This is a genomic window from Parabacteroides sp. CH2-D42-20 (assembly GCF_003670185.1).
Taxonomy (GTDB): domain Bacteria; phylum Bacteroidota; class Bacteroidia; order Bacteroidales; family Tannerellaceae; genus Parabacteroides; species Parabacteroides distasonis.
Genome location: NZ_RAYG01000039.1, coordinates 15,159 through 36,076, shown reverse-complemented (window position 1 = coordinate 36,076; position 20,918 = coordinate 15,159). Strand labels below are relative to the sequence as shown.

16 protein-coding genes and 1 tRNA gene are annotated in these 20,918 nt (G+C 43.9%); 11 read left to right on the top strand and 6 right to left on the bottom strand.

What is annotated here, in order from left to right; genetic code table 11:
• Positions 1-79: 79 nt before the first annotated feature.
• From D7V92_RS19545 to D7V92_RS19535, 3 genes are read left to right on the top strand one after another with little or no spacing between them, the layout of a single operon-like run.
• Positions 80-1,351, top strand: coding sequence for a C10 family peptidase (locus D7V92_RS19545; protein ID WP_057326722.1), 1,272 nt, complete (start codon positions 80-82; stop codon positions 1,349-1,351).
• 10 nt (positions 1,352-1,361) lie between these two features.
• Entirely contained in the window at positions 1,362-1,742 is a 381-nt protein-coding gene (locus tag D7V92_RS19540) for a hypothetical protein (protein ID WP_057326721.1), read from the top strand.
• A gap of 19 nt (positions 1,743-1,761) precedes the next feature.
• The gene (locus D7V92_RS19535; protein WP_147441531.1) at positions 1,762-2,604 is read left to right on the top strand and encodes a hypothetical protein; all 843 of its coding nucleotides are present in this window, start codon (positions 1,762-1,764) and stop codon (positions 2,602-2,604) included.
• 91 nt (positions 2,605-2,695) lie between these two features.
• On the opposite strand, the gene D7V92_RS19530 is transcribed toward D7V92_RS19535, so the two are convergent.
• Together D7V92_RS19530 and pnp are read right to left on the bottom strand one after the other, a co-directional pair.
• Positions 2,696-2,875, bottom strand: coding sequence for a hypothetical protein (locus D7V92_RS19530; RefSeq protein ID WP_010185601.1), 180 nt, complete (start codon positions 2,873-2,875; stop codon positions 2,696-2,698).
• Between the two features lie 627 nt (positions 2,876-3,502).
• On the bottom strand, positions 3,503-5,752 hold the full coding sequence (gene pnp, locus D7V92_RS19525) for a polyribonucleotide nucleotidyltransferase (RefSeq protein WP_121773578.1): 2,250 nt from the start codon (positions 5,750-5,752) through the stop codon (positions 3,503-3,505).
• A gap of 203 nt (positions 5,753-5,955) precedes the next feature.
• Here pnp and D7V92_RS19520 point away from each other — a divergent pair, with 203 nt between their 5' ends.
• The 3 genes from D7V92_RS19520 (at position 5,956) to D7V92_RS19510 (ending at position 8,191) form a co-directional block, all read left to right on the top strand.
• Positions 5,956-7,113: a TlpA disulfide reductase family protein gene (locus D7V92_RS19520; protein WP_005864144.1), complete on the top strand. Its 1,158-nt coding sequence runs from the start codon at positions 5,956-5,958 to the stop codon at positions 7,111-7,113.
• 197 nt (positions 7,114-7,310) lie between these two features.
• Positions 7,311-7,781: a transcription elongation factor GreA gene (greA, locus tag D7V92_RS19515; protein ID WP_005860822.1), complete on the top strand. Its 471-nt coding sequence runs from the start codon at positions 7,311-7,313 to the stop codon at positions 7,779-7,781.
• 14 nt (positions 7,782-7,795) lie between these two features.
• Positions 7,796-8,191, top strand: a complete 396-nt coding sequence (locus D7V92_RS19510) for an HIT family protein (RefSeq protein WP_036614585.1) — start codon at positions 7,796-7,798, stop codon at positions 8,189-8,191.
• A 241-nt stretch (positions 8,192-8,432) separates the two neighbouring features.
• Here the strand turns inward: D7V92_RS19510 and D7V92_RS19505 are convergent, their stop codons facing one another.
• Together D7V92_RS19505 and D7V92_RS19500 are read right to left on the bottom strand one after the other, a co-directional pair.
• The gene (locus D7V92_RS19505) at positions 8,433-9,545 is read right to left on the bottom strand and encodes a PspC domain-containing protein (RefSeq protein ID WP_121773577.1); all 1,113 of its coding nucleotides are present in this window, start codon (positions 9,543-9,545) and stop codon (positions 8,433-8,435) included.
• Between the two features lie 12 nt (positions 9,546-9,557).
• On the bottom strand, positions 9,558-9,884 hold the full coding sequence (locus D7V92_RS19500) for a PadR family transcriptional regulator (RefSeq protein ID WP_005860828.1): 327 nt from the start codon (positions 9,882-9,884) through the stop codon (positions 9,558-9,560).
• Positions 9,885-10,071: 187 nt separating this feature from the next.
• Here D7V92_RS19500 and D7V92_RS19495 point away from each other — a divergent pair, with 187 nt between their 5' ends.
• The 3 genes from D7V92_RS19495 to D7V92_RS19485 all read left to right on the top strand — a co-directional run bounded on the left by D7V92_RS19495 (position 10,072) and on the right by D7V92_RS19485 (position 13,216).
• Positions 10,072-11,877 (top strand): long-chain fatty acid--CoA ligase, encoded by a 1,806-nt coding sequence (locus D7V92_RS19495; protein ID WP_121773576.1) that lies wholly within the window; start codon positions 10,072-10,074, stop codon positions 11,875-11,877.
• A gap of 62 nt (positions 11,878-11,939) precedes the next feature.
• Positions 11,940-13,065, top strand: a protein-coding gene (gene prfB, locus D7V92_RS19490; protein WP_121773575.1) for a peptide chain release factor 2 whose coding sequence is annotated in 2 segments (ribosomal slippage) — positions 11,940-12,002 and positions 12,004-13,065 — 1,125 coding nt in all. Because the reading frame shifts where the segments join, the coding sequence is not laid out codon by codon here.
• A gap of 77 nt (positions 13,066-13,142) precedes the next feature.
• Positions 13,143-13,216, top strand: a tRNA-Ile gene (locus D7V92_RS19485).
• Between the two features lie 109 nt (positions 13,217-13,325).
• Here the strand turns inward: D7V92_RS19485 and D7V92_RS19480 are convergent.
• Entirely contained in the window at positions 13,326-14,471 is a 1,146-nt protein-coding gene (locus tag D7V92_RS19480; protein ID WP_121773574.1) for a DUF6051 family protein, read from the bottom strand.
• A 179-nt stretch (positions 14,472-14,650) separates the two neighbouring features.
• Between D7V92_RS19480 and D7V92_RS19475 the strand changes: the two genes are divergently transcribed.
• Entirely contained in the window at positions 14,651-15,493 is an 843-nt protein-coding gene (locus tag D7V92_RS19475; protein ID WP_005860837.1) for a LytTR family DNA-binding domain-containing protein, read from the top strand.
• A gap of 4 nt (positions 15,494-15,497) precedes the next feature.
• Here the strand turns inward: D7V92_RS19475 and D7V92_RS19470 are convergent, their stop codons facing one another.
• Positions 15,498-19,445 (bottom strand): hybrid sensor histidine kinase/response regulator transcription factor, encoded by a 3,948-nt coding sequence (locus tag D7V92_RS19470; RefSeq protein ID WP_121773583.1) that lies wholly within the window; start codon positions 19,443-19,445, stop codon positions 15,498-15,500.
• 257 nt (positions 19,446-19,702) lie between these two features.
• Here D7V92_RS19470 and D7V92_RS19465 point away from each other — a divergent pair, with 257 nt between their 5' ends.
• Positions 19,703-20,791 carry a Gfo/Idh/MocA family protein gene (locus tag D7V92_RS19465; RefSeq protein ID WP_121773573.1) on the top strand — a complete coding sequence of 363 codons (1,089 nt, stop codon included), beginning with the start codon at positions 19,703-19,705 and terminating at the stop codon, positions 20,789-20,791.
• The last annotated feature ends 127 nt before the right edge of the window (positions 20,792-20,918 follow it).

The window sequence follows — 20,918 nt, the reverse complement described above, 5'->3', positions numbered from 1 at the left end:
AAGGATATATATCATTTCTTATTGGTATCTCATATACATAAAGTTATATAATGTTTATTGTTATTCTAAGTAATTGATTATGAAAACGAATTTGTATCTGTTGTTTTTTATATCTCTAGTATGTCTAGGGAGTTGTGATAAAGAAGAGGATGTGCTAATAGCTGACCCTCAGAATGTTGTAGAGGAAAAGTCTGATCTAACAAAAAACTTAACAGTTGAGCTTGTTAAAAATTTTGCTACAATGACATCCTCTAATAAGGATAATAGATTTATATCTAAGTCTACTGATATACCTTCGGGAGGTATAATAATAGATGAATGTGTTAAAACCACTTGTATGATTGATCTAAATGGAACGATATTAACAAAAAGTGGTGATCAAACAATGCCGGACTCAACAACCGTTGATTTGTATCTTGTAAATTTTCATTCAGAAGATGGAACAAAAGGATTTTCCATAGCTACTGGAGATAAACGCCTCAATAAGGTATATGCTTATACGGAAAAAGGTTCAATAGGTGACACTGCTAAAATATATCCTTTGGCGTGTGCGATAAAGTCGATCCCATCCGTAGTAAAGGCAGATATAGAAAAGTATTATCAAGAACCCTCTTTAAGAGAAGCTCGACAAGTGATCGGTGTTATATCTGGACCACACGTTAAAACTCATTGGAATCAAGATTATCCATATAATTCAATGTGCCCATATTTTGCTTCAGTGGAATCTGACAGATACTTGAAAGGGCATGCGCCTGTTGGATGTGCGGCAGTAGCTACTGCTCAAGTTGTAGCCTATTATCAACGTTTCACGTCCAGTGTTCGTGATGTGCATACAGGACTTCCCTATAAATATGACTTTTTTGAACTAACTCGGAATCCTAAAATTAGTTATGAATTAGATAGAGACAATCCTTTGGTTTTTGAAGTAAGTCAATTATGTTATGAGATAGGAGTAGGATGTCAAATTAAATGGTCTGATAGGAAAGGAAATTTGGACGACCCTCGCAAAATAGCGACTTATTTAACATCTAAACAAGGATATTCAATAGAATGTGATAATGATGCGAATGTTGATATTAATAAATTATCTAGGAATATACAAAGGGGAAATCCTCATATTTCCGCAGGAACGAGAAAAAAGCCTCAGTCTGGTCACGTTTGGATTTGGGATGGTGTTCAAGTGAATGCGAATTCTGAAGTTACTTTAGTGCATTGTAATTGGGGACATGGATTTACTAGTGGAATTTCAGATTCTGATGGCTGGTATACTATAAGCAGGATGGAACAGCCAGATCCGGATATGCAGCCATACTTTGATGATAATGTTCAGATATATATAACAAACTATTAATTTATTAGCGATGATAATGATAAAAAGGTTTCTATTGATATTAATATGTGTTGCCTTGTTTTGTAGTTGCGATAAGCAAGATTCCTCTGAGGGAGGCTCCGATATTTTTGAGAGCCAAATGGTCAATCTTAGCTCGGATAAGCAAATAATTGATATAAAAGCCAGCGAGACGCATTGGTATATGCGGGTTAAAGAAGTGGAGGAGTCAATGAATCAGCAGTTGGATACAATAAGAGGTAATTGGTATACTTTAATAAAGAAAAATGGAGGAGAATATCTTTCTGTTTCTGTTGCTTCTAATATAGGAAAGGAGAGAAGTCTATCTATTGGTATTGTATGCGATAATCGTTTCTCTCAAATTATGATTAATCAAAAAGGTGAATCTTTTTAATGTTCTAAATACAAATATGATGAAAAAAGAATTATTGGTATCGGTGTTAATGATGTTTTGTTTGTTGTCTTGTAATAATGACTTGATAGATGATTGTAAAGAGAACGTGAATACTTCTATGACAAAATCTGTTGATTTTGTTCCAGATACAATGGATCTGAAATTTATTTATCAGAATAAACAATATATGTCGACTTGTCTAGTATATGATGATTATATAGATGTACTAGATGAAGAGGTAAAAGTTGTTTACAAGTCGATAAAATCTAAACCAATGGCTGCTTTGATGCGCCATGACGGGTTTGTTGAATATTTTGATAAGGAAGAGGATTTACTCAAAAAATTTGGTGAACATATGAAGATGGAAAAGGCCGCTGTTACCAAAAGCATTAGTTTTAGCGATCAAAGAGGTCTTCCTGAAGACGATTGGAACAATAATCCTAATAGATATAAAGCTAGAGCGTTTTTGTATGACGATAAAAATTTTTCTGGTAGAAGATGTAAGGATATAGTATTAGAAAATCCGGGAGATGCTGTTGATATTCCTAATTTGAAAGAATATGATTCGTTTAATGATAAATGTTCTTCTGTGAAAGTTCAAAATTATAATTTTGGTGTATATGCTTTGTTGGTTGTATATGAGAATGATACATATAATGAAAATGATTCGGGGGATTCGTTTTACTTCTATGCCGGTTATATGGATCAAGCGGATAGAGAATATGAACATGCGAATTTGAAATATATATTTGTTGATGCTGTACCTCCTTTACCTGAGTCTAGGATTGATTCGTGGAATGATAGAATTTCTTCTTGCAAATTTTATTTTTGTTCGCCAAATAATTTCCCAGAGGTTGACTAGATGAATATGCGTGCATTTCACATTATCTGTAATGTGGAAGAAGTTGGTTTTTATTTGTGATTCTTTATAAAAATCCCGGATAGCGTTTAATCTACCCGGGATTATATATTAATGTATAAGACCTTATCTTAGTTTCTGTACTCCCTGCGAGGCCCGCAATCATTACGATCTTGATGAGGACCACGGTCTCCAGACGCTTCCAGCCGATCTCGGAGATGTGAAGCAGATCATCCTTGCCCGATATAAACTCAACGAACGTACCGTAAGGCATAAGAGAAGCGTTATCCCTCAAAAGGCATGTTTGGCAACATGATCCTAAATTATCAGTAGTACTTACCTTGCCAACGCAGTATATCTTCTATGCCACTTGCAGTATATATCCCATGGATAAGTAAGTAGTACTGACTTTTCCGGCATGAGAAAAGCGTTTCCCTTAGGCGAACAAATAGTTTCTCCTAGGGAAAACTAAAGTTTCATAAGCACGAAACTAAGGTTTCATCATGAGAAAACAAAAGTTTTTATAGCGGAAAACTTTTGTTTTATACCAAGAAAAATTATAAATATCAATTAATCAGTTTATTAAATGATATATGAAGCATGGCTAAACAGATAGCCGGCAAGCTAAGCAATGTCTATATCTTCGGTCGCTTCTTGAAAAAGATAGGACCAATGATGCGGTTGGCGAGTAGGGGACGGTGGTGTTTTGTGATTGAAAAGTAGTAAATGGTTGTAGATACGAGCCAATAGTGGTAGATGCTATTTATCTACCACCACCCGATAAATAACTTATGACCAATTGATTATAGCTATAGTTGTAGGTGTGGTAGATGATTTGATAAAAAAATCCCGGATAGTGTTTAATCTACCCGGGATAATATATAATGTATAAGACCTTATCTTAGTCTCTGTACTCCCTGCGAGGTCCGCGATCACCACGATCCTGACGAGGACCACGGTCTCCACGATCACCACGGTCTGGACGAGGTCCGCGATCTCCTCTTTCTGGTCTTGGCGGACGTTCCTCGTAACCTTCCGGTTTCGGAAGCAATACCTTGCGGGAAAGTTTGAACTTGCCTGTTTTCGGATCGATATCAACCAACTTGACAGAAACCGTATCGCCTTCCTTCAAGCCGGCTTGCTCAACGGTCTCCAGACGTTTCCAATCGATCTCGGAAATGTGAAGCAAACCATCCTTACCCGGCATGAACTCAACGAATGCACCATAAGGCATGATAGAGGAAATCTTTCCTTCATAAACCTCTCCGATCTCAGGAACAGCGACGATAGCCTTGATCGCCTTGACAGCTGCGTCGATCGTAGCCTTATTCGTGCCGGAGATCTCGATCTTTCCTACGCCGTCTACCTCATCGATAGATACCGTAGCTCCCGTTTTCTCTTGGATACCTTGGATGATCTTACCGCCCGGGCCGATTACCGCACCGATGAATTCCTTACCGATAATCATCGTCTCGATACGAGGTGCATGAGGTTTCAAATCCTCACGAGCTTCCGGTTGAGCCTCCAATATCTTGCCCAAGATATGCATACGACCCTCTTTAGCTTGAGCCAAAGCATTCTCAAGGATCTCGTAAGACAAACCGTCTACCTTGATATCCATCTGGGTAGCCGTGATACCGTCTTTCGTACCCGTTACCTTGAAGTCCATATCACCCAAGTGATCCTCGTCGCCTAAGATATCAGACAAGATGGCGTAGTTCGTACCCTTGTTCTCGGAGATCAATCCCATAGCGATACCGGATACCGGTTTCTTCATCGGGACACCCGCGTCTCTCAACGCCAAGGTACCGGCACAAACCGTAGCCATAGAAGAAGAACCGTTAGACTCCAAGATATCGGAAATCACACGTACTACATACGGATAGTTATCCGGGATCATACGTTTTAGCGCACGGTGAGCCAAGTTACCGTGTCCGATCTCACGACGGCCTACGCCACGTGTTGCTTTGGCCTCGCCTGTGGAGAACGGGGGGAAGTTATAATGTAAAAGGAAACGCTCGTATCCATGGTTCAATACGTCGTCTATCATTTTCTCATCAGACTTCGTACCTAAAGTTACCGTAGATAAAGACTGTGTCTCTCCACGTGTAAAGATAGCGGAACCGTGAGGACCCGGCAGGCAATCTGTCTCGATCCAGATCGGACGGATCTCGGTAGTCTTACGACCATCCAAACGCTTACCCTCATCAAGGATGGCACGGCGCATAGCCTCTTTCTCTACATCGTGATAGTAGCGACCGATCATTTCCAGTTTCTCGTCCGTCAACTCCTCCTCGGAGAATTGAGCCTTGTATTCCTCGACGATTTTCTCGAATGCCTCGCTGCGTTCGTGCTTGCCGCTACCGGATGTGGCTACGGCGTAAGCCTTGGCGTAACATTTGTCGTGTACGTCCTTGCGCAACTCGTCATCGTTTACCTCGTGGCAATATTCACGTTTTACCAATTTGCCGCAAGCCTCGGATAATTCCAATTGAGTCTTGCATTGTACCTTGATAGCCTCGTGAGCGACCTTGATAGCCTCAAGCATCTCAGATTCCTGAACCTCGTTCATCTCACCCTCAACCATCATGATGTTGTCTATGGTAGCGGCAACCATGATGTCGATATCAGCTTTCTCCAATTCCGCGGAAGTTGGGTTGACGATGTATTTTCCATCCGTACGAGCTACGCGAACCTCAGAGATCGGTCCGTTAAAAGGAATATCAGAAACTGCCAAAGCGGCGGAAGCGGCCAAACCTGCTAATGCGTCCGGCAAATCTTCGCCATCAGCGGAGAACAATATAATATTTACATATACCTCAGCGTGGTAGTTGTCTGGGAAAAGAGGACGCAACGCACGGTCTACTAAACGAGATGTGAGGATTTCATAATCAGAAGCTTTTCCTTCTCTTTTTGTAAAACCTCCGGGGAAACGTCCAAAAGCGGAGTATTTCTCTTTGTATTCTACTTGCAACGGCATGAAGTCAACACCCGGGTTCGCATCTTTAGCGGCACAAACAGTGGCGAGCAACACGGTGTTGTTCATACGAACGGTAACCGCTCCGTCCGCCTGTTTGGCCAATTTCCCGGTTTCGATGGTAATGGTTCTTCCATCACCTAACTCGATCGTCTTGTTAATTGGATTAAGCATAATCTTTTTTCTTATTTTTCTATCTGTCAAAAATTGGTGCAAATGTAATGAAAGTTTACCTGTAATTGCATGAAAATGAAAAGAAATAACAGTCTTAAAGCACTTTTTTTGAAAAAAGCCTTGAAGAAATACGGAATAATAGTGCCACAATTGTAAAATAATGTATATTTGCACCGGATTAGTAATATAGACAAACTGGAATAATGAAACAAATATCTACGAATTTACTAGCTGTGCTGTGTGTTATGTTGCTTTTGTTCACGGCTTGTAAGAAGAATTCTGATTTTACGGTGGAAGGTGTAGTGTCCGGCGCTGATGGCCAGATGATGTATCTGGAGAATGTAGGTGTGTCGACGGTAGAGTTGATGGACTCCGTAAAACTGACGGCGGCCGGTAAATTCAGCTTTACGAAGCCTCGTCCGGCATTCCCGGATTTTTATCGCTTGCGTCTGAATAACCAATTGATCAACTTCTCGGTAGATTCTACGGAGACGATCTCGTTCGTGGCCGATGCCGGGACTTTCGCTACTTCTTATAGCGTGGAGGGCTCAGAGAATTGCAAGGCGATCAAGAATATTACTTTGGCTCAATTAGATGCGAACCAAGCGATCCATCGTTTACGGAAAGAATCTGAGTCCGGTCTGTTGGCGGATTCCGTATATTCCCGCCAGGTGCTCGAGGCCGCCGAGGCTTATAAGGACGTGGCTCGTAAGTATATTTATTCCGCCCCGATGTCCGCTGCCGCTTACTTTGCCTTGTTCCAGCAAATTGACGGCTTGCTGTTCTTCGATTTGTATGACAAGAACGACTCGAAGGCTTATGGCGCCGTAGCCACCAGCTTCGATCACTATTATCCGGAAAGCCCTCGTGCTAAGCATCTGTATAACTTAGCTCTTCAATCGATAAAGGTGATTCGTAGCCAGCGCCCGATGGACTTGGATAAGGTGGAGAAGAAAGAGGTTAGTTTCTTGGATATCGAGTTGCCGGATGTACATGGGGAAAACACGAAATTGTCTTCTGTCGCTACAGGTAAGGTGGTGTTGATCAACTTCACGGCCTATATGTCCGAATGGTCTCCGGCCTTGAATATGGAATTTGGCGATTTATATACGAGGTACCACGATAAGGGCTTGGAGATTTACCAGATCTCTTTGGATAATGATGTCCACTTCTGGAAGAACGCCGCTTCTAATTTACCTTGGACTTGCGTGCGTGATCCACAGTCTGTTTACTCTCAGACCGCGGCGTTGTATAACGTGAAACAGCTTCCGGCGATCTTTATCTTGGATCGCAAGGGAAACTTGGTTAAACGGGTGGACGACGTGAAGAAACTTGAGGCTGACATCAAGTCCGTATTGTAAATTGTTCATGATTTAATCATCAGATTTATATGTTATAAAGCACTTTCGTAAACTTGTTCATCTTAGAAAGATAACCTAACTTTGCGGAGTCTTGAAATGATAAAAAAGGGGAGTTCCGGCCATATGACTTGGTCGGGATTCTTTTTTATTATGCGATAATCAATCAATATTAATATAAAGAATAAGGAGGATTTAATATGGCTGTTAGTTATATGACAAAGGACGGCTACGATAAGATTTTAGCTGAAATCAACTATTTGGAGACCGTGAAGCGCCCTGAAATATCAGCCCAGATCGCTGAGGCGAGGGATAAGGGTGACTTATCCGAGAACGCTGAGTACGATGCCGCCAAAGAGGCTCAAGGTATCATGGAGGCTAAGCTTGCGCAGTTAAAAGGTTTGATCTCAAACGCCCGTCTGATCGATGAGAGTCGTGTGAAAACTGATGAGGTTCAGATTTTGAACAAGGTGAAAATTAAGAATACGAAGAATAACGCTGTCATGACCTACACGTTGGTATCGGATTCGGAGGCTAACCTAAAAGAAGGAAAGATCTCCGTAAGCACGCCGATCGCCCAAGGTTTGATGGGAAAGAAGGTAGGGGATGTCGTTGAGATCCGTGTGCCTTCCGGCTTGATGACGTTTGAGATTATGGATATTTCAATTTAAAAACAGAAAGACGTATGGCAACTATTTTCAGTAGAATCGTGGCGGGTGAGATCCCTAGCCACAAGGTTGCGGAAGACGATGAGTTTTTTGCTTTCCTCGATATCAATCCGGTAGCCTTGGGGCATACCTTGGTAATTCCCAAGAAGGAGGTCGATTATATCTTTGATATCGATGATCCGATGCTGGGACGGATGGTAGCTTTCGCTAAACGGGTAGCTCGTGCCCAAGAGACCGCTATCGAGTGTAAGCGTGTAGGATTGGCTGTCATGGGCTTGGAAGTGCCCCATGCACATATCCATTTGATTCCTATCACGAAGGAGTCCGATATGTATTTCGGCGGGGAGAAATTGGCTGTAAGTCAAGAAGAATTGGCCGAGATCGCCGCTAAGATTAGAAAAGAATTCAAATAATTGAATATAATTTTTTAATTATAAAAAATTGGTTATATTTGTACCCGCTGTTTTATGCGTGACAATATCATGCAAAGGGGACAGCAAATCATTAATATGATTCATTAGTGGTTTTTACTCATAAATTTGTTAACCTTAGAAGAAAGGCCCCTCTGTGACAGAGCGGCCTTCTTTTTTTAAACACACAATAAACATTATAAACTACTAAATCTATATCTTCATCTTACGTCTTCGGATAAGGTTAAGGGAGCCAAACGGCATGCCTGTTCCAATCGTGTACACCGTTCCAGTAATCATGCCAGTCATATAGCATACCGGATTGATGGATATATACGCCACATAATATAAAGGAGATAAGCCATAAGGCTAATAATATCCATCTTGCTTGCGTCGGTAAGGGGCGTATCTTGAATAATTGGCTGCAAATAGCGTATATCAAGGAGAATATGGGGATGCCGATGAATAAGATCGTCCCTATGCATCCCATGATTGCCATTGACAGCGGTGCTCCGTTTATCAAGTCCGCTCCGAACGGAGAGAGGTTATAGATGAATCCGGCCCCACCCATGAGCAGCGCGAATGTTACGACTACCAGAATGAATACGACTAGTACTAGCGGTGGCAACAGGAAGATTCCGGCCAATATGATGAAAAACTTCAGGATGAACCCGATGACCAGAACGAAAACATCCGCCAGCTTTTGGAAGAAGTTCCTCGGCTTATCCGAGCTGATAAAGTCGTTCACGTTATTGCTGACTTTCTCGAATCCATCTGTCACGGTCTTTCCGATATTCTCCACCGTCACACTTTGTCCGCGCATCTCGAGTTTCTCGGTCGCCGTACGTGCCATCGGTACGATGATCCACAACAAAAAGTAAAGCGGAACCGTGATTCCATAGAAGAACATCAGAAGGAAAAGCACGATACGTACGGCAGTCGGGTCCCAATCCATGTAGGCGGCGAAACCTCCGGCGACACCTCCCAGAATACGGTTATCCGGGTCACGCATCAAGCGTTTCTTGGTTGTCTGGGTATGAGTCTCCTGTTGTTGTGTCCGGTAATTATCCTCGTGGTCGGTGCTTTTCTCTTCGTCCTCGAAAATCTCTTCCGGCTTACCCATCCGTTTGATCACTTCCTCTACCTGCTCGATCGTGATGACCTCGTAGCCTAAGCGGACACGCTCGTTAAGAAGTTCCGAGATACGCATCTCGAAATCATCCATGATCTCATCCGAACCCTCTTCTTTTCGGAAGTGGATGCGCAGGTTAGACAGATATTTGTCTAATAATTGGTATGCGTCTTCGTCAATGTGGAAAACTGTGCCTCCCAGATTAACAGTAAGTGTCTTCTTCATCACTCTTTCGTTTTAATTGTTTCTGATGTGGTTTATTGTATCATTTAGTTCCTGCCATGAAGCCTCCAGCTCGCCGAGGAATAGTTCTCCTTTCTCGGTCAGTTGGTAATACTTGCGTGGCGGTCCTTGCGTAGATTCTATCCACTGATAACTTAATAGCTCGCTATTTTTTAGTCGGGTTAAAAGAGGATATAAAGTGCCTTCCACAACGATCAACTTCGCTTCTTGTAACTTCTGAATGATATCAGAGGTGTAAGCGGGTTCCTTTTTGAGAAGCAGGAGGATGCAATATTCCAGCGTCCCTTTCCTCATTTGTGATTTTACGTTCTCTGCATTCATCTCTTTTAATTTTATGCTACAAATGTATGTATTACATATGTACTATGCAATACATGCTACTATGAATTATTATTATTTAACCGAATACTTGCACAAAAAGAGCAATTATGTGTAAAAAAAGGGCTGATGTCGTGTCTTTTAGAAGAGAAAAGCGTACTTTCGCGGTATCAATTCAAAATAAGGAATTATGATTTATTATCATTTCGCCGAGTTAATACACCGTCAGGCAGAGAAATATGGGAACCGTACAGCGTTGAAACATAGAGATAACGCTACGGGGAAATGGTTGAAGATTTCTTGGAGGGAGTTTTCCGATAAGGTTATGCTTACGGCCAAGGCGATGGCTGAGTTCGGGATAAAGGTACAAGAGAATATCGGAGTTTATTCCCAGAATATGCCTCAGTGTTTATATACGGACTTCGGTGCGTATGGTAACCGGGTGGTTTCCATCCCGATGTATGCGACGAATTCTCCGGGACAAATCGAGTACATCATCAATGACGCTAAGATCCGCACGTTGTTCGTGGGTGAGCAATTGCAGTATAATAACGCTTTCAAGGTACAGAAGGACTCTAAGTATCTGGAGCGTCTGGTTGTCTTTGATCCGGCGGTCAAGATGAATCCGGAAGATAAGACGTCCATTTATTTTGATGATTTCTTGCGCTTGGGGGATAACGCGCATGCGGAGAGCACGGTGAAAATACGTATGACGGAAGCCGTTCCGGAGGATCTGGCTACCATTATATATACGTCCGGTACGACAGGTGAGTCGAAAGGCGTAATGCTTCCTCATTCTTGCTATCTGGAGGCGATGCGGATACATGATGTCCGTCTGCCTCTGGTAACCGACAAGGATCTATCCATGAGTTTCTTGCCAATGACTCATATCTTCGAGAAAGCTTGGTGCTATTATTGTCTCCATAAAGGGGTTACGATCGCTATCAACCAAGACCCGAAAATGATCCAGAAGACATTGCCGGAGGTTCATCCTACCTTGATGTGCAATGTACCTCGTTTCTGGGAGAAGGTGTATGCGGGCGTGCATGAGAAGATCAACTCCGCCTCTCCGGCCATGAAGAAGATTTTCTTGGATGCTATCGAGACCGGGCGAAAGTATAATCTGGAGTATAAGAATAAAGGTATTTCGGCCCCGTGTGGTTTGAAGTTGAAGTTTCAATTTTACAATAAAACGGTTTTCACCTTATTGAAAAGGGTATTGGGTATTGAGCGTGGACGGTTTTTCCCGGTGGCGGGCGCTCCGTTATCGGATACGGTTAATGAGTTCTTGCAGTCCGTGAATATCCCGATCGCTTATGGTTATGGACTGAGCGAGACGACGGCTACGGTTTGTTTCTACCCGGAGATCGGATTCCAGTTTGGTTCTATTGGTGAGGTAATGCCGGGAGTTCAAGTGAAAATAGATCCGGGGAATAACGAGATCTTGGTGAAAGGCAAGACCGTGATGTCCGGATATTATAATAAACCGGAAGAGACGAAGAGGGCTTTCACCGAAGATGGTTTCTTCCGTACCGGCGACGCTGGTCGTTTGGAGGGTAATACGTTATTCTTTACGGAACGAATCAAGGATTTGTATAAGACTTCAAACGGGAAATATATCGCGCCGCAAGCGATCGAGATGGTGATGAGCGGTGATAATTATATCGAGCAGATCGCTGTTATCGGCGATCAACGTAAGTTCGTGAGCGCCTTGATCGTGCCGGCTTATCCATTGTTGGAGAAGTACGCCGGGGAAAAAGGCATCTCGTTCGAGAGCCGGGAGGAGTTGGTGAAGAACAAGGATATCATTCGTTTCATCGAGGCTAGGGTAGAGGAGCATCAGAAGAACTTGGCTTCTTACGAGAAGATCAAGCGCTTTACCTTGTTGCCGGAACCTTTCATGATGGGATGCGAGCTGACGGATACGCTAAAGTTGCGCCGTCCGGTCGTATTGCAGAAGTACGCTACCGAGATAGAGGCGATGTACGAGGAATAACGAGTTTGTCGGCTATCAACTATTTCTTATCTTCGCGGTAAATTTAAAAAAGAAAAGAACATATGATCACATCAGACCAACTACATGACGTGTTGGAGCGCGATAAGGCGCTGAGGGGGTATCTTTGACATCGATAGCAAGACCATTCAGTTAGAAGAGGAGGAGCTACGTACGCAAGACCCCGGTTTCTGGGAAGACGCCAAACGTGCGGAAGTCCAGATGAAGAAAGTAAAGGAGCTAAAGAAATGGATCGAGCTTTACGGTGAGGTACATGCGGCGGCTGAGGAGCTAGAGTTGGCTTACGAATATGTAAAGGAAGAGATTATCACCGAGGAAGAGGTGGATGCGGCTTATAAGAAGGCCCTTCATTTACTGGAAGACTTGGAGTTCCGCAATATGCTTCGCGACGAGGCTGATCAAATGAGCTGCGTGCTCAAGATCAACTCGGGTGCCGGTGGTACCGAGAGCCAAGATTGGGCTTCCATGTTGATGCGTATGTATCAGCGTTGGGCTGAGAATAACGGTTATAAGATCTCTATCGCCAACTATCAGGAAGGGGATGAGGCCGGTATCAAGACCGTGACCTTCAATATTGAGGGCGATTATGCCTATGGCTATCTAAAGAGCGAGAATGGCGTGCATCGTTTGGTACGTGTATCTCCTTACAACGCCCAAGGTAAACGAATGACCTCTTTCGCCTCCGTATTCGTCACCCCGTTGGTGGATGATACGATCGAGGTAAAGGTAGAGGCGGCGGCTATCTCTTGGGATACGTTCCGTTCGGGCGGCGCCGGAGGACAGAACGTGAACAAGGTGGAATCCGGAGTTCGCTTGCGTTATCAGTTCAAGGACCCGTATACAGGCGAGGAAGAAGAGATCTTGATCGAGAATACCGAGACTCGCGACCAACCCAAGAACCGTGAGAACGCTATGCGTCAATTGCGTTCCATCCTTTACGATAAGGAGTTGCAGCATCGTATGGCCGAGCAGGCCAAGGTGGAGGCCGGAAAGAAGAAGATCGAGTGGGGTTCGCAGATCCGTAGTTACGTATTCGATGACCGTCGCGTAAAAGACCATCGTACGAACTACCAGACTTCCGACGTGAACGGTGTGATGGATGGAAAGATCGACGATTTCATCAAAGCATACTTGATGGAGTTCGCCGGAGAAGAAAGTGCGGAAAAATAAGTTTTTCCCTTTAACATTTGCATATCTCGATAATAAATCGTAATATTGCACCCGATTTCAGAGCCTAGCTCTGAACAGGTCCTATAGCTCAGTTGGTTAGAGCACCTGACTCATAATCAGGGAGTCCTTGGTTCAAGCCCAAGTGGGACCACGATGGATGATCGCTAAATAACTTAATATTAGTTGTTTAGCGATTTTTTATTGTACCTGCATGAACTAAAAAAGAATATGAGTGTTTGAGGTCACAATTTGTGATCTCTTTAGAGAAACGCCGCCGCCCTCGTGAATATGGAATGAAAGGCTTGGTTGATCAGGCCCGGATCGATACGGGAGTGTGTCGGGAAGGGGATTTGATGGGAGTAAGCGAACGGGAAATCCAGCTCTTCCAATATCTTGCCGGACGCTTTTCCTAAAGCCTTGATCACCCCGCCAGTAGGCATAACGATATCTTTTTTCAATGAGATCGCCCGAATACGATCGCAAGCCCGTTGGAAGAACGACTCCCGGTAATCTCGTAACACATCCTCACGTACCATGGCCTTAAAGGCTTGCTCCAGAAAATCATTCTTGAACGAGGTGGGAAGCGTACGGTTCTCCAAGAAATCATGCCGAAAGTAATGGCGTACCTTGGCGAACGCCTCCTTGTCCATGATATCACGGGCGTTGCCATCCATCTCACTGAAGATGGAGCCACCGCAAAACATGAATAAACGGGTGTCCGTAAACATCTTGTCTGGATTCGCTAATAACAAGACCTGCGAGAGTAACGCCCCGATGGAATAAGCGAATAAGTTGATGGACGTATCTTCCTTGAACAAAGGATGCTCGCCGTTCTTGATCTCATGAACCAATTGCCACATATTATAAACGGACTCTCTGCCCGAGGCGTAAAAGCGTAACGGGTTTTGGGATAGCCGGCTGCTGAGGGCTACGTTGGCGAAGGTGGAGTTCGTCACGTTCGCTACCTCCTCCTTGCGTTTGCTTACCCAAGGGAGGATCGTGCGGGGATTGGCCCATAATCCCGGGGTACGGTTCATATGGAAAGCGATCGGGAACAGGATGACCGGCTTACCGGTCGTATGGGTGAGGTATTCCGCCCATGTGAGGTATTTTTCCCAAGTCCGCTCGTTCAGGCCATGCAACAGGATAATCGCCTCATTATTCTTTTTACGTCCCGAGGGCGTGAATATGGCATACGAGAAAGATTTGTTCTCTTGGATACGATCGTCGGTCATCGGACAGAATCCGGTGGGGGTAAGTCCCTTCTGGAACTCGTCGATCTCGCTGGCGCCACGGGTCTGGGTGAAGCGAAACGGGATGATCTCCAGATGGCTCTCTTCCAATTCAGTCTTTTTGTCATAAGAGAAAAGACTGTTCAGTTGCTTAGTACGAAGTGAAATATCCATAATCCTCTGATTTTTTACTGCAAACAAACAATAGAAAAACATCTCTTCAAAATAAATGGTTTAAACGGGCTTTGTTGGGGGCATAAAGTGTTATTTAGGGGTGAAATCTTTTATAGAGGGGTGAATTTCGTCTGGGAAAATGATTACATTTGTTCCAAAATAGAGGCAAAAAGATGGGAATGTGGGATCAAAAAATACCAAGTTACATATACGGTAAACAGAATATCGTGAGGCTGATTTTGTGGACGGCCTTGTTTGCGTTGGTGTTTATCAACATCTACAAGCCGTTTAGCTCCACCTCTTGGTACAAGGTCTCGGAGTTTAAGTTCTTCGTATTCTCCAGCTTGATTATCTTGACGGGAGTATTGGTGGTTGTCTTGAGCCGTATTATTCTGTTCCATTGGGGGAAGCGGCATGCTATCACGGTCCGGACCTATGCGATCTGGATCGTGCTGGAGATATTCTTCATGTCGCTTTTCTATACGATTTATACGTTGGTACTGAATCCGGAACGAGAATATATGGAAGTTTTTAACGATTCGGCGGTGAATACCAGTCTGGTTTTATTGCTCCCTTATTCCGTGCTGCACCTGTATTTCTCTTATAAAGAGAAAGAGCGGCAATTGCGATTGTTGGAGGAGAACCAGACGGAAGCGGCGGTTCGGCAAAGCGTTTTCTCTTTCTATGACGAGAAGAACGAGTTGCGCCTTTCCGTGAAGCGAAGTAACCTGCTGTACCTTGAATCGGCGGATAATTACGTTTGTATCTGGTATCTGAATAAGGGGCAGCTCACGAAGTTTATGCTTCGCAACTCCTTGAAGGCGATCGAGGAGAGCCTCGCTGATACGAATGTACTCCGTTGCCATCGTTCTTTCATGGTAAATTTCGACCAAGTGAAGGTGATCCGCAGGGAGAAGGAGGGTGTTTATCTGGAGCTGGGGATCGAGAAAGTACCCGATATCCCGATCTCCAAGACGTATAGCGAGAAGGTAACCCGCTGGTTCCAGACCTATTCTTCCTAGTGGGCTATTTCAATTCGATATTATTTTCTTTCGCGTATTGCGAGGGGCTCATGTTGAATTGCTTGGAGAAGGCCCGGCTGAAATAGGATTGCGAGTTGAAACCAACCGCCTCGGCGATCTCGTAAATTCTCATATCGCCTTGAAGGATCAACTCGGCGGCTTTCTTTAGCCGGCTGATCTTGATCAACTCGTTGGGCGTTACGTTCGACAGGCCGTTGATTTTACGGTAAAGGGTCGGACGGCTTAGATTCATCAAGTCCGCTATCATGTCCACGTCTAGGTTCACGTCGTTTATATGGCTGTCGATGATATCGTTCAGTTTCTTCAAGAACTTCTCGTCTGCCTTCGTGTAAGCCATGGATTTGATATTGGCAATCGGCGAGTTGAAATAATAGGCACGCATATTGCTCCGGTTGTTCAGCAGGTTCGTCACTTGGGTAAGCAATAGATCCATGGAGAAAGGTTTGTCGATGTAAGCGTCCGCCCCCAGCTCAAGCCCTTCCATGCGAGATTGTAAGGTGTTCTTAGCCGTCAGGAGGATGATCGGGATATGGCTGAACTCCAGATTAGTCTTTATCTTTTTCAATAAGGTGAAACCATCCATGACAGGCATCATGATATCGCTGATGATTAATTGGATGCCATATTCCTGAAGACGGGCAATCGCCTCCTCGCCATTACTGGCGGTGACAACATTGTAATGGACATTGATCTCTTGACCGATGAAATGGAGCATTTCGGTGTTATCTTCCACCACGAGAACCGTCGGGCGGGATTCTTGGGTGACATATTTCCGCTCGCTGGCAGGGTTGGTCAGGACCTCTGCTTTCTCTTCCTCTAGTTTTAATGAGTTCGGTTGGTTCACCGGCAAACGTAATCTAAAGATGATAAGCCCGGCCGGAGATTTCTCCAACGTCAACGATCCCTCGTGCATCTCCGCTAAAGAACGGGCCAAGGGTAGTCCGAGCCCGGTCCCGGATTTATGGATAGAGGAGTCATCCCGGTAGAAAGGCTCGAAGATCTTTTCTTTTATCTCCTCCGAGATGGGCTTTCCATCGTTCATGATATCGATCGTGAATCGCTCGCCATCTTGTGCCTCGAACCGGACGATGATCTTGCTTCTTGCGTATTTAATAGCGTTCGATAGGAGGTTGCTGAGTATCTTCGTGCAAGCCTCCTTATCGATAAAGGCGTAGAAAGATTTCACGTTACACTCGATAATCATTTGCAATGCCTCCTGCTCCGCCGTGTCGTGGAAACGCTCAAAGGTCTCTTGCATCAATGCGATGATGTCCGTATGTATGAAGTTTAGTTTATATCCCTCGATTTCCGTCTTCCTGAAATCCAGTAGTTGATTCACCAGATCCAGTAGCCGGTTCGCGTTTTTATCCACAATTGTCAGATAATTCTTTGCGCTGGGAGATAGCTTGATGTCCCGTGTTACTTTCTCCAGAGGACTTTTAATTAAAGTCAGGGGCGTACGTATCTCATGGGCGATATTGATGAAGAAATCAATCTTGGCCTGATAAAGCTCCTTCTCCTTTTCATTCTCGAACTCCTGTATTTTCTGCTGTATATTGGCCTTATTATGCCGGGAAATGATAAAGATCAGCAACACTACGCATCCGATAGCGATAATCCCATATAGGATTAACGCCTTGGTAGAGAGCCACCATGGGGGAAGGATCGTAATCTGGAACATCGCCGGCTCATCATTCCAAATACCGGACAGGTTCGCCGCCTTCACCTTAAACGTATAATTACCGGGCGGTAGTTTCGTGAAATAAACCCGGTTCTCGCCCACCACATGATACCATTTGGAACTTAACCCTTCCATGCAATAGGCGTATTGGGTGAGGTTGGGGGCTTGGTAGCTTAATGATGTGTAGTCGATGTAGAATGTGGACTGGTTATGTTCTAAGGTGATTCCTTTTTTAAAAGTGATGTCTTTTTGCCTCAATAGATTATGGTCGGGGTCCGAATAATTGATTTGTGTCATATAAATCTTCGGTTGGATAGAGAACTGTTGGATATTATCGGGGTGGAACCGGACCAAGCCTTTCAAGGTCCCGAAATATAATTTGCCGTCTTTAGCTTTTAAAGAAGAGTTATAGTTGAATTGATTGGACAGGAGCCCATGTTCTTTTTTGAACACCTTGATCTCTTGATTGACCGGGTTAAGTACGGCTAGGCCATTTGTGGTACTGATCCACATGTGGCCTTTAGGGTCTTCCTCGATCCGGTAAATGACGTTACTGGGTAGGCCGTCTTGAGTCGTGTATCTTGTCGTACTCTTTAAATTCCGGTCGTACATTTTCACTCCGTTTCCGGTAGCGAACCATAGATTGTTTTTAGTATCCTCATGGATGTGATTGATCGTCCGGTTGGCGTTCGTGTTTATGGAATCCAATTTAAATTCGCCGTGTTTTTGCCGGATTGGGTCGAAATAATATAATCCGATATTGAATGTTCCAGCCCATATAACCCCTTCGTGATCCTCGAAGATCGTTTGTATCCTGCAATTACCGGGGAATTGATCGAGAGGCTCGAAAATATCTTTCTCCGGATTATATTGATACATGCCGGATGCCGTAGCTATGAGCAAGTTGTTTTTCTGGGTTTTATAGAGATATACGATGATATCGTTTTGGGAGGCGTAAGGATTCGGGGCGATCGTATAATGCTTGATGATTTTCTCCGTACGGATATCCATCACGTCTACCCCGTTAGCGTGTGTCCCGATCCATAGAGAGTCTCCAATCACGGTAAGCCCGTGGATACAGCTTTGGGAAAGACCGTCTTTATCTTGGAAGTTCTTATAGGTTTGCGTACGGATGTCGAGTTTATTGAGACCAGCGTCTTCGGTTCCTATCCATATATTATGGTTAGCGTCTTGGCAAATATCATGGATAATATCACCGTTAATTGTTTTTTGCCCGGGTATATTGTAGTCTTTCTTGAATTTGAGATAAGGGGGAAGGTAATTAATGCCCCCATTATCCGTACAGATCCATAAGCCACCTTCCCGGTCCTTGCAAAACTGTTTGATAGCGTTATTGGATAGTGAATATGGATCGCATTTGTCTTGTTCTATGTGAAAGGTCTTGTTTGAGGGGATTTGGTAGATATAGATACCGTTGTAGGTGGCGATCCATACCTCGTCGTTTGTCACTTGGAAAATATCCCGGGTATAGAGGGGGCTGTTCTTTTGCTGGGTAAGGACATTTCGGCAAACACCTGTTTGTATATTGACTTGTTTGACTCCGTTATCGCTTGTACCTATCAGTAATGTATTATCGGACGGGGATGCCCATAGAGTCGTCATATTATCTATATGTAGGGTGTCGCTACCGTTATGGATATTTAGAGGGATGAATTTGTTATCGGTCGGGTCTAAGAGGACGACATTGCCGTTTAGCGTGGTGGCCCAGATCTGATCTTGGGGGGTGATATAGAAAGAGGTGATCGGATCACTATCCTTATACAGGTAGTTTTGGTGTAGCTCGGATTGCTCATTATATTTAATAAGAGAAAAGCCGGATAACAGCATCCACAGGTTCCCTTGGTGATCAAATTCCAGATAGGTACAGCCGATTCCTTTCGTGAACTTTATCAAGGAAAAAGTATCGGTTTGGTAATCGTATTTTTGTACTCCCATATTAGTACCCACCCAGAGTTCACCGGAAGGGCTTATCGCCAAGTCGGTAATCCAGCTACTTATTAAAGTTCCTCTCTGCTTGGTTTGATTTTTTATGATATGGAATTTGTTCCCGTCAAATCGATTGAGCCCGTCCCGTGTTCCAAACCACATAAAGCCATAATGATCTTGGACACAACATGTCACGTTATTATTGCTTAATCCATCTTCTACCTCATAGGATTTAAAGTAGTATGACCGGGCGTTGACTTCTATTGCGGTTACTACAAATAATAGGACGTATAAATAATTCATCAAGTTTTTTTTCATAGATCTCCCTTGTATTTCATGCGCAATATAAAGCCTTTTCCTAGACTTTCCATTGCAGTATCGTATCATTGTTTTTCATTTTGTTTCAATGTCCAGACTTCGGTTTTTGGCTTTAAAAGCCGTTCCTTGTAAGACTGTTTGTTGAGACGATAGGTAATAATTTTGAGAGAAAAGTGCAATACTGTTTGACTCAAGGGGCTTTAATTTTGGCAAAAACAGTGTGAATCTTTAAAAGATAGAATATGAATCAAAAAGTAAAAGTAGGTATAATAGGCTTTGGTCGCATGGGTGGATTTTATTTGGAGGAGATGCGGAAGAGCGATCAATGGGAGGTACTTTACATCTGCGATACGGACCCAGAGGCACGAGATTTGGCAAGGAGGAAGTCGCCGACATCCCAAATCGTAGCGGATGAGCAAGTTGTATTCGAGGACCCGGAAGTACAAGTGGTCGGTTTATTTACATTGGCGGATTCCCGGTTGAGGCAAATTAAGAAGGCAATGGCATTTGGCAAACATGTCATCTCAGAGAAACCGGTCGCAGATACGATCGAGCATGAATGGGAGGTCGTGAAATGCGTGGAAAACTCAAGTTTGTTCTCGACCGTTAATTTGTATTTGCGTAATTCTTGGTACCATAATACGATTAAAGAATTTATCCGGAGAGGAGAGATCGGAGATTTGGCGATCATTCGCATTTGCCATATGACTCCGGGGTTGGCTCCGGGTGAAGGTCATGAATATGAAGGTCCGTCTTTTCATGATTGCGGAATGCATTATGTGGACATTTCCCGGTGGTATGCCGGATGCGAGTATAAGACATGGCATGCGCAGGCGATCCGGATGTGGGATTATCCCGAACCTTGGTGGTTGCAATGTCACGGGACATTTGAGAACGGGGTGGTATTTGATATAACACAAGGGCATGTGTATGGACAATTATCGAAAGACCAAACGCATAACTCTTACATAGATGTAATAGGAACGAAAGGAATCGCCCGGATGAGTCATGATTTTAAGACTGCGGTCGTGGAGTTGAGAGGTGTTAATGAAACACACCGGATCGAGAAGCCCTATGGGGGGAAAAATATAAGTACGCTATGTGATTTGTTCGCAGATTCCGTACGGACCGGAGTTTTTCATTCCCGCCTACCGCTGATGCGTGATTCCGCTATCGCTTCCGAGTATGCGTGGAAATTTTTGGATAACGCTAGACGAAATGAGATGCCTTCTATCGGGAATCTACAAACCTTGGAGGAAATCCGGGAGAGAAGACGGAATATGACGGAAGGGTATGGCTTGCTTCGCCATGTAAAATTGTCTCATTCTTGATACGATTTTCTCAATGACCGGGGGAAACAGGCTGGAACTTGTATTATGCGACAATCGGAAACGATTTTGATAAAATAGAAAAAGAGGAATTTTCGTATGCGTGATACATTTGCGGCAGCTTGTTCAT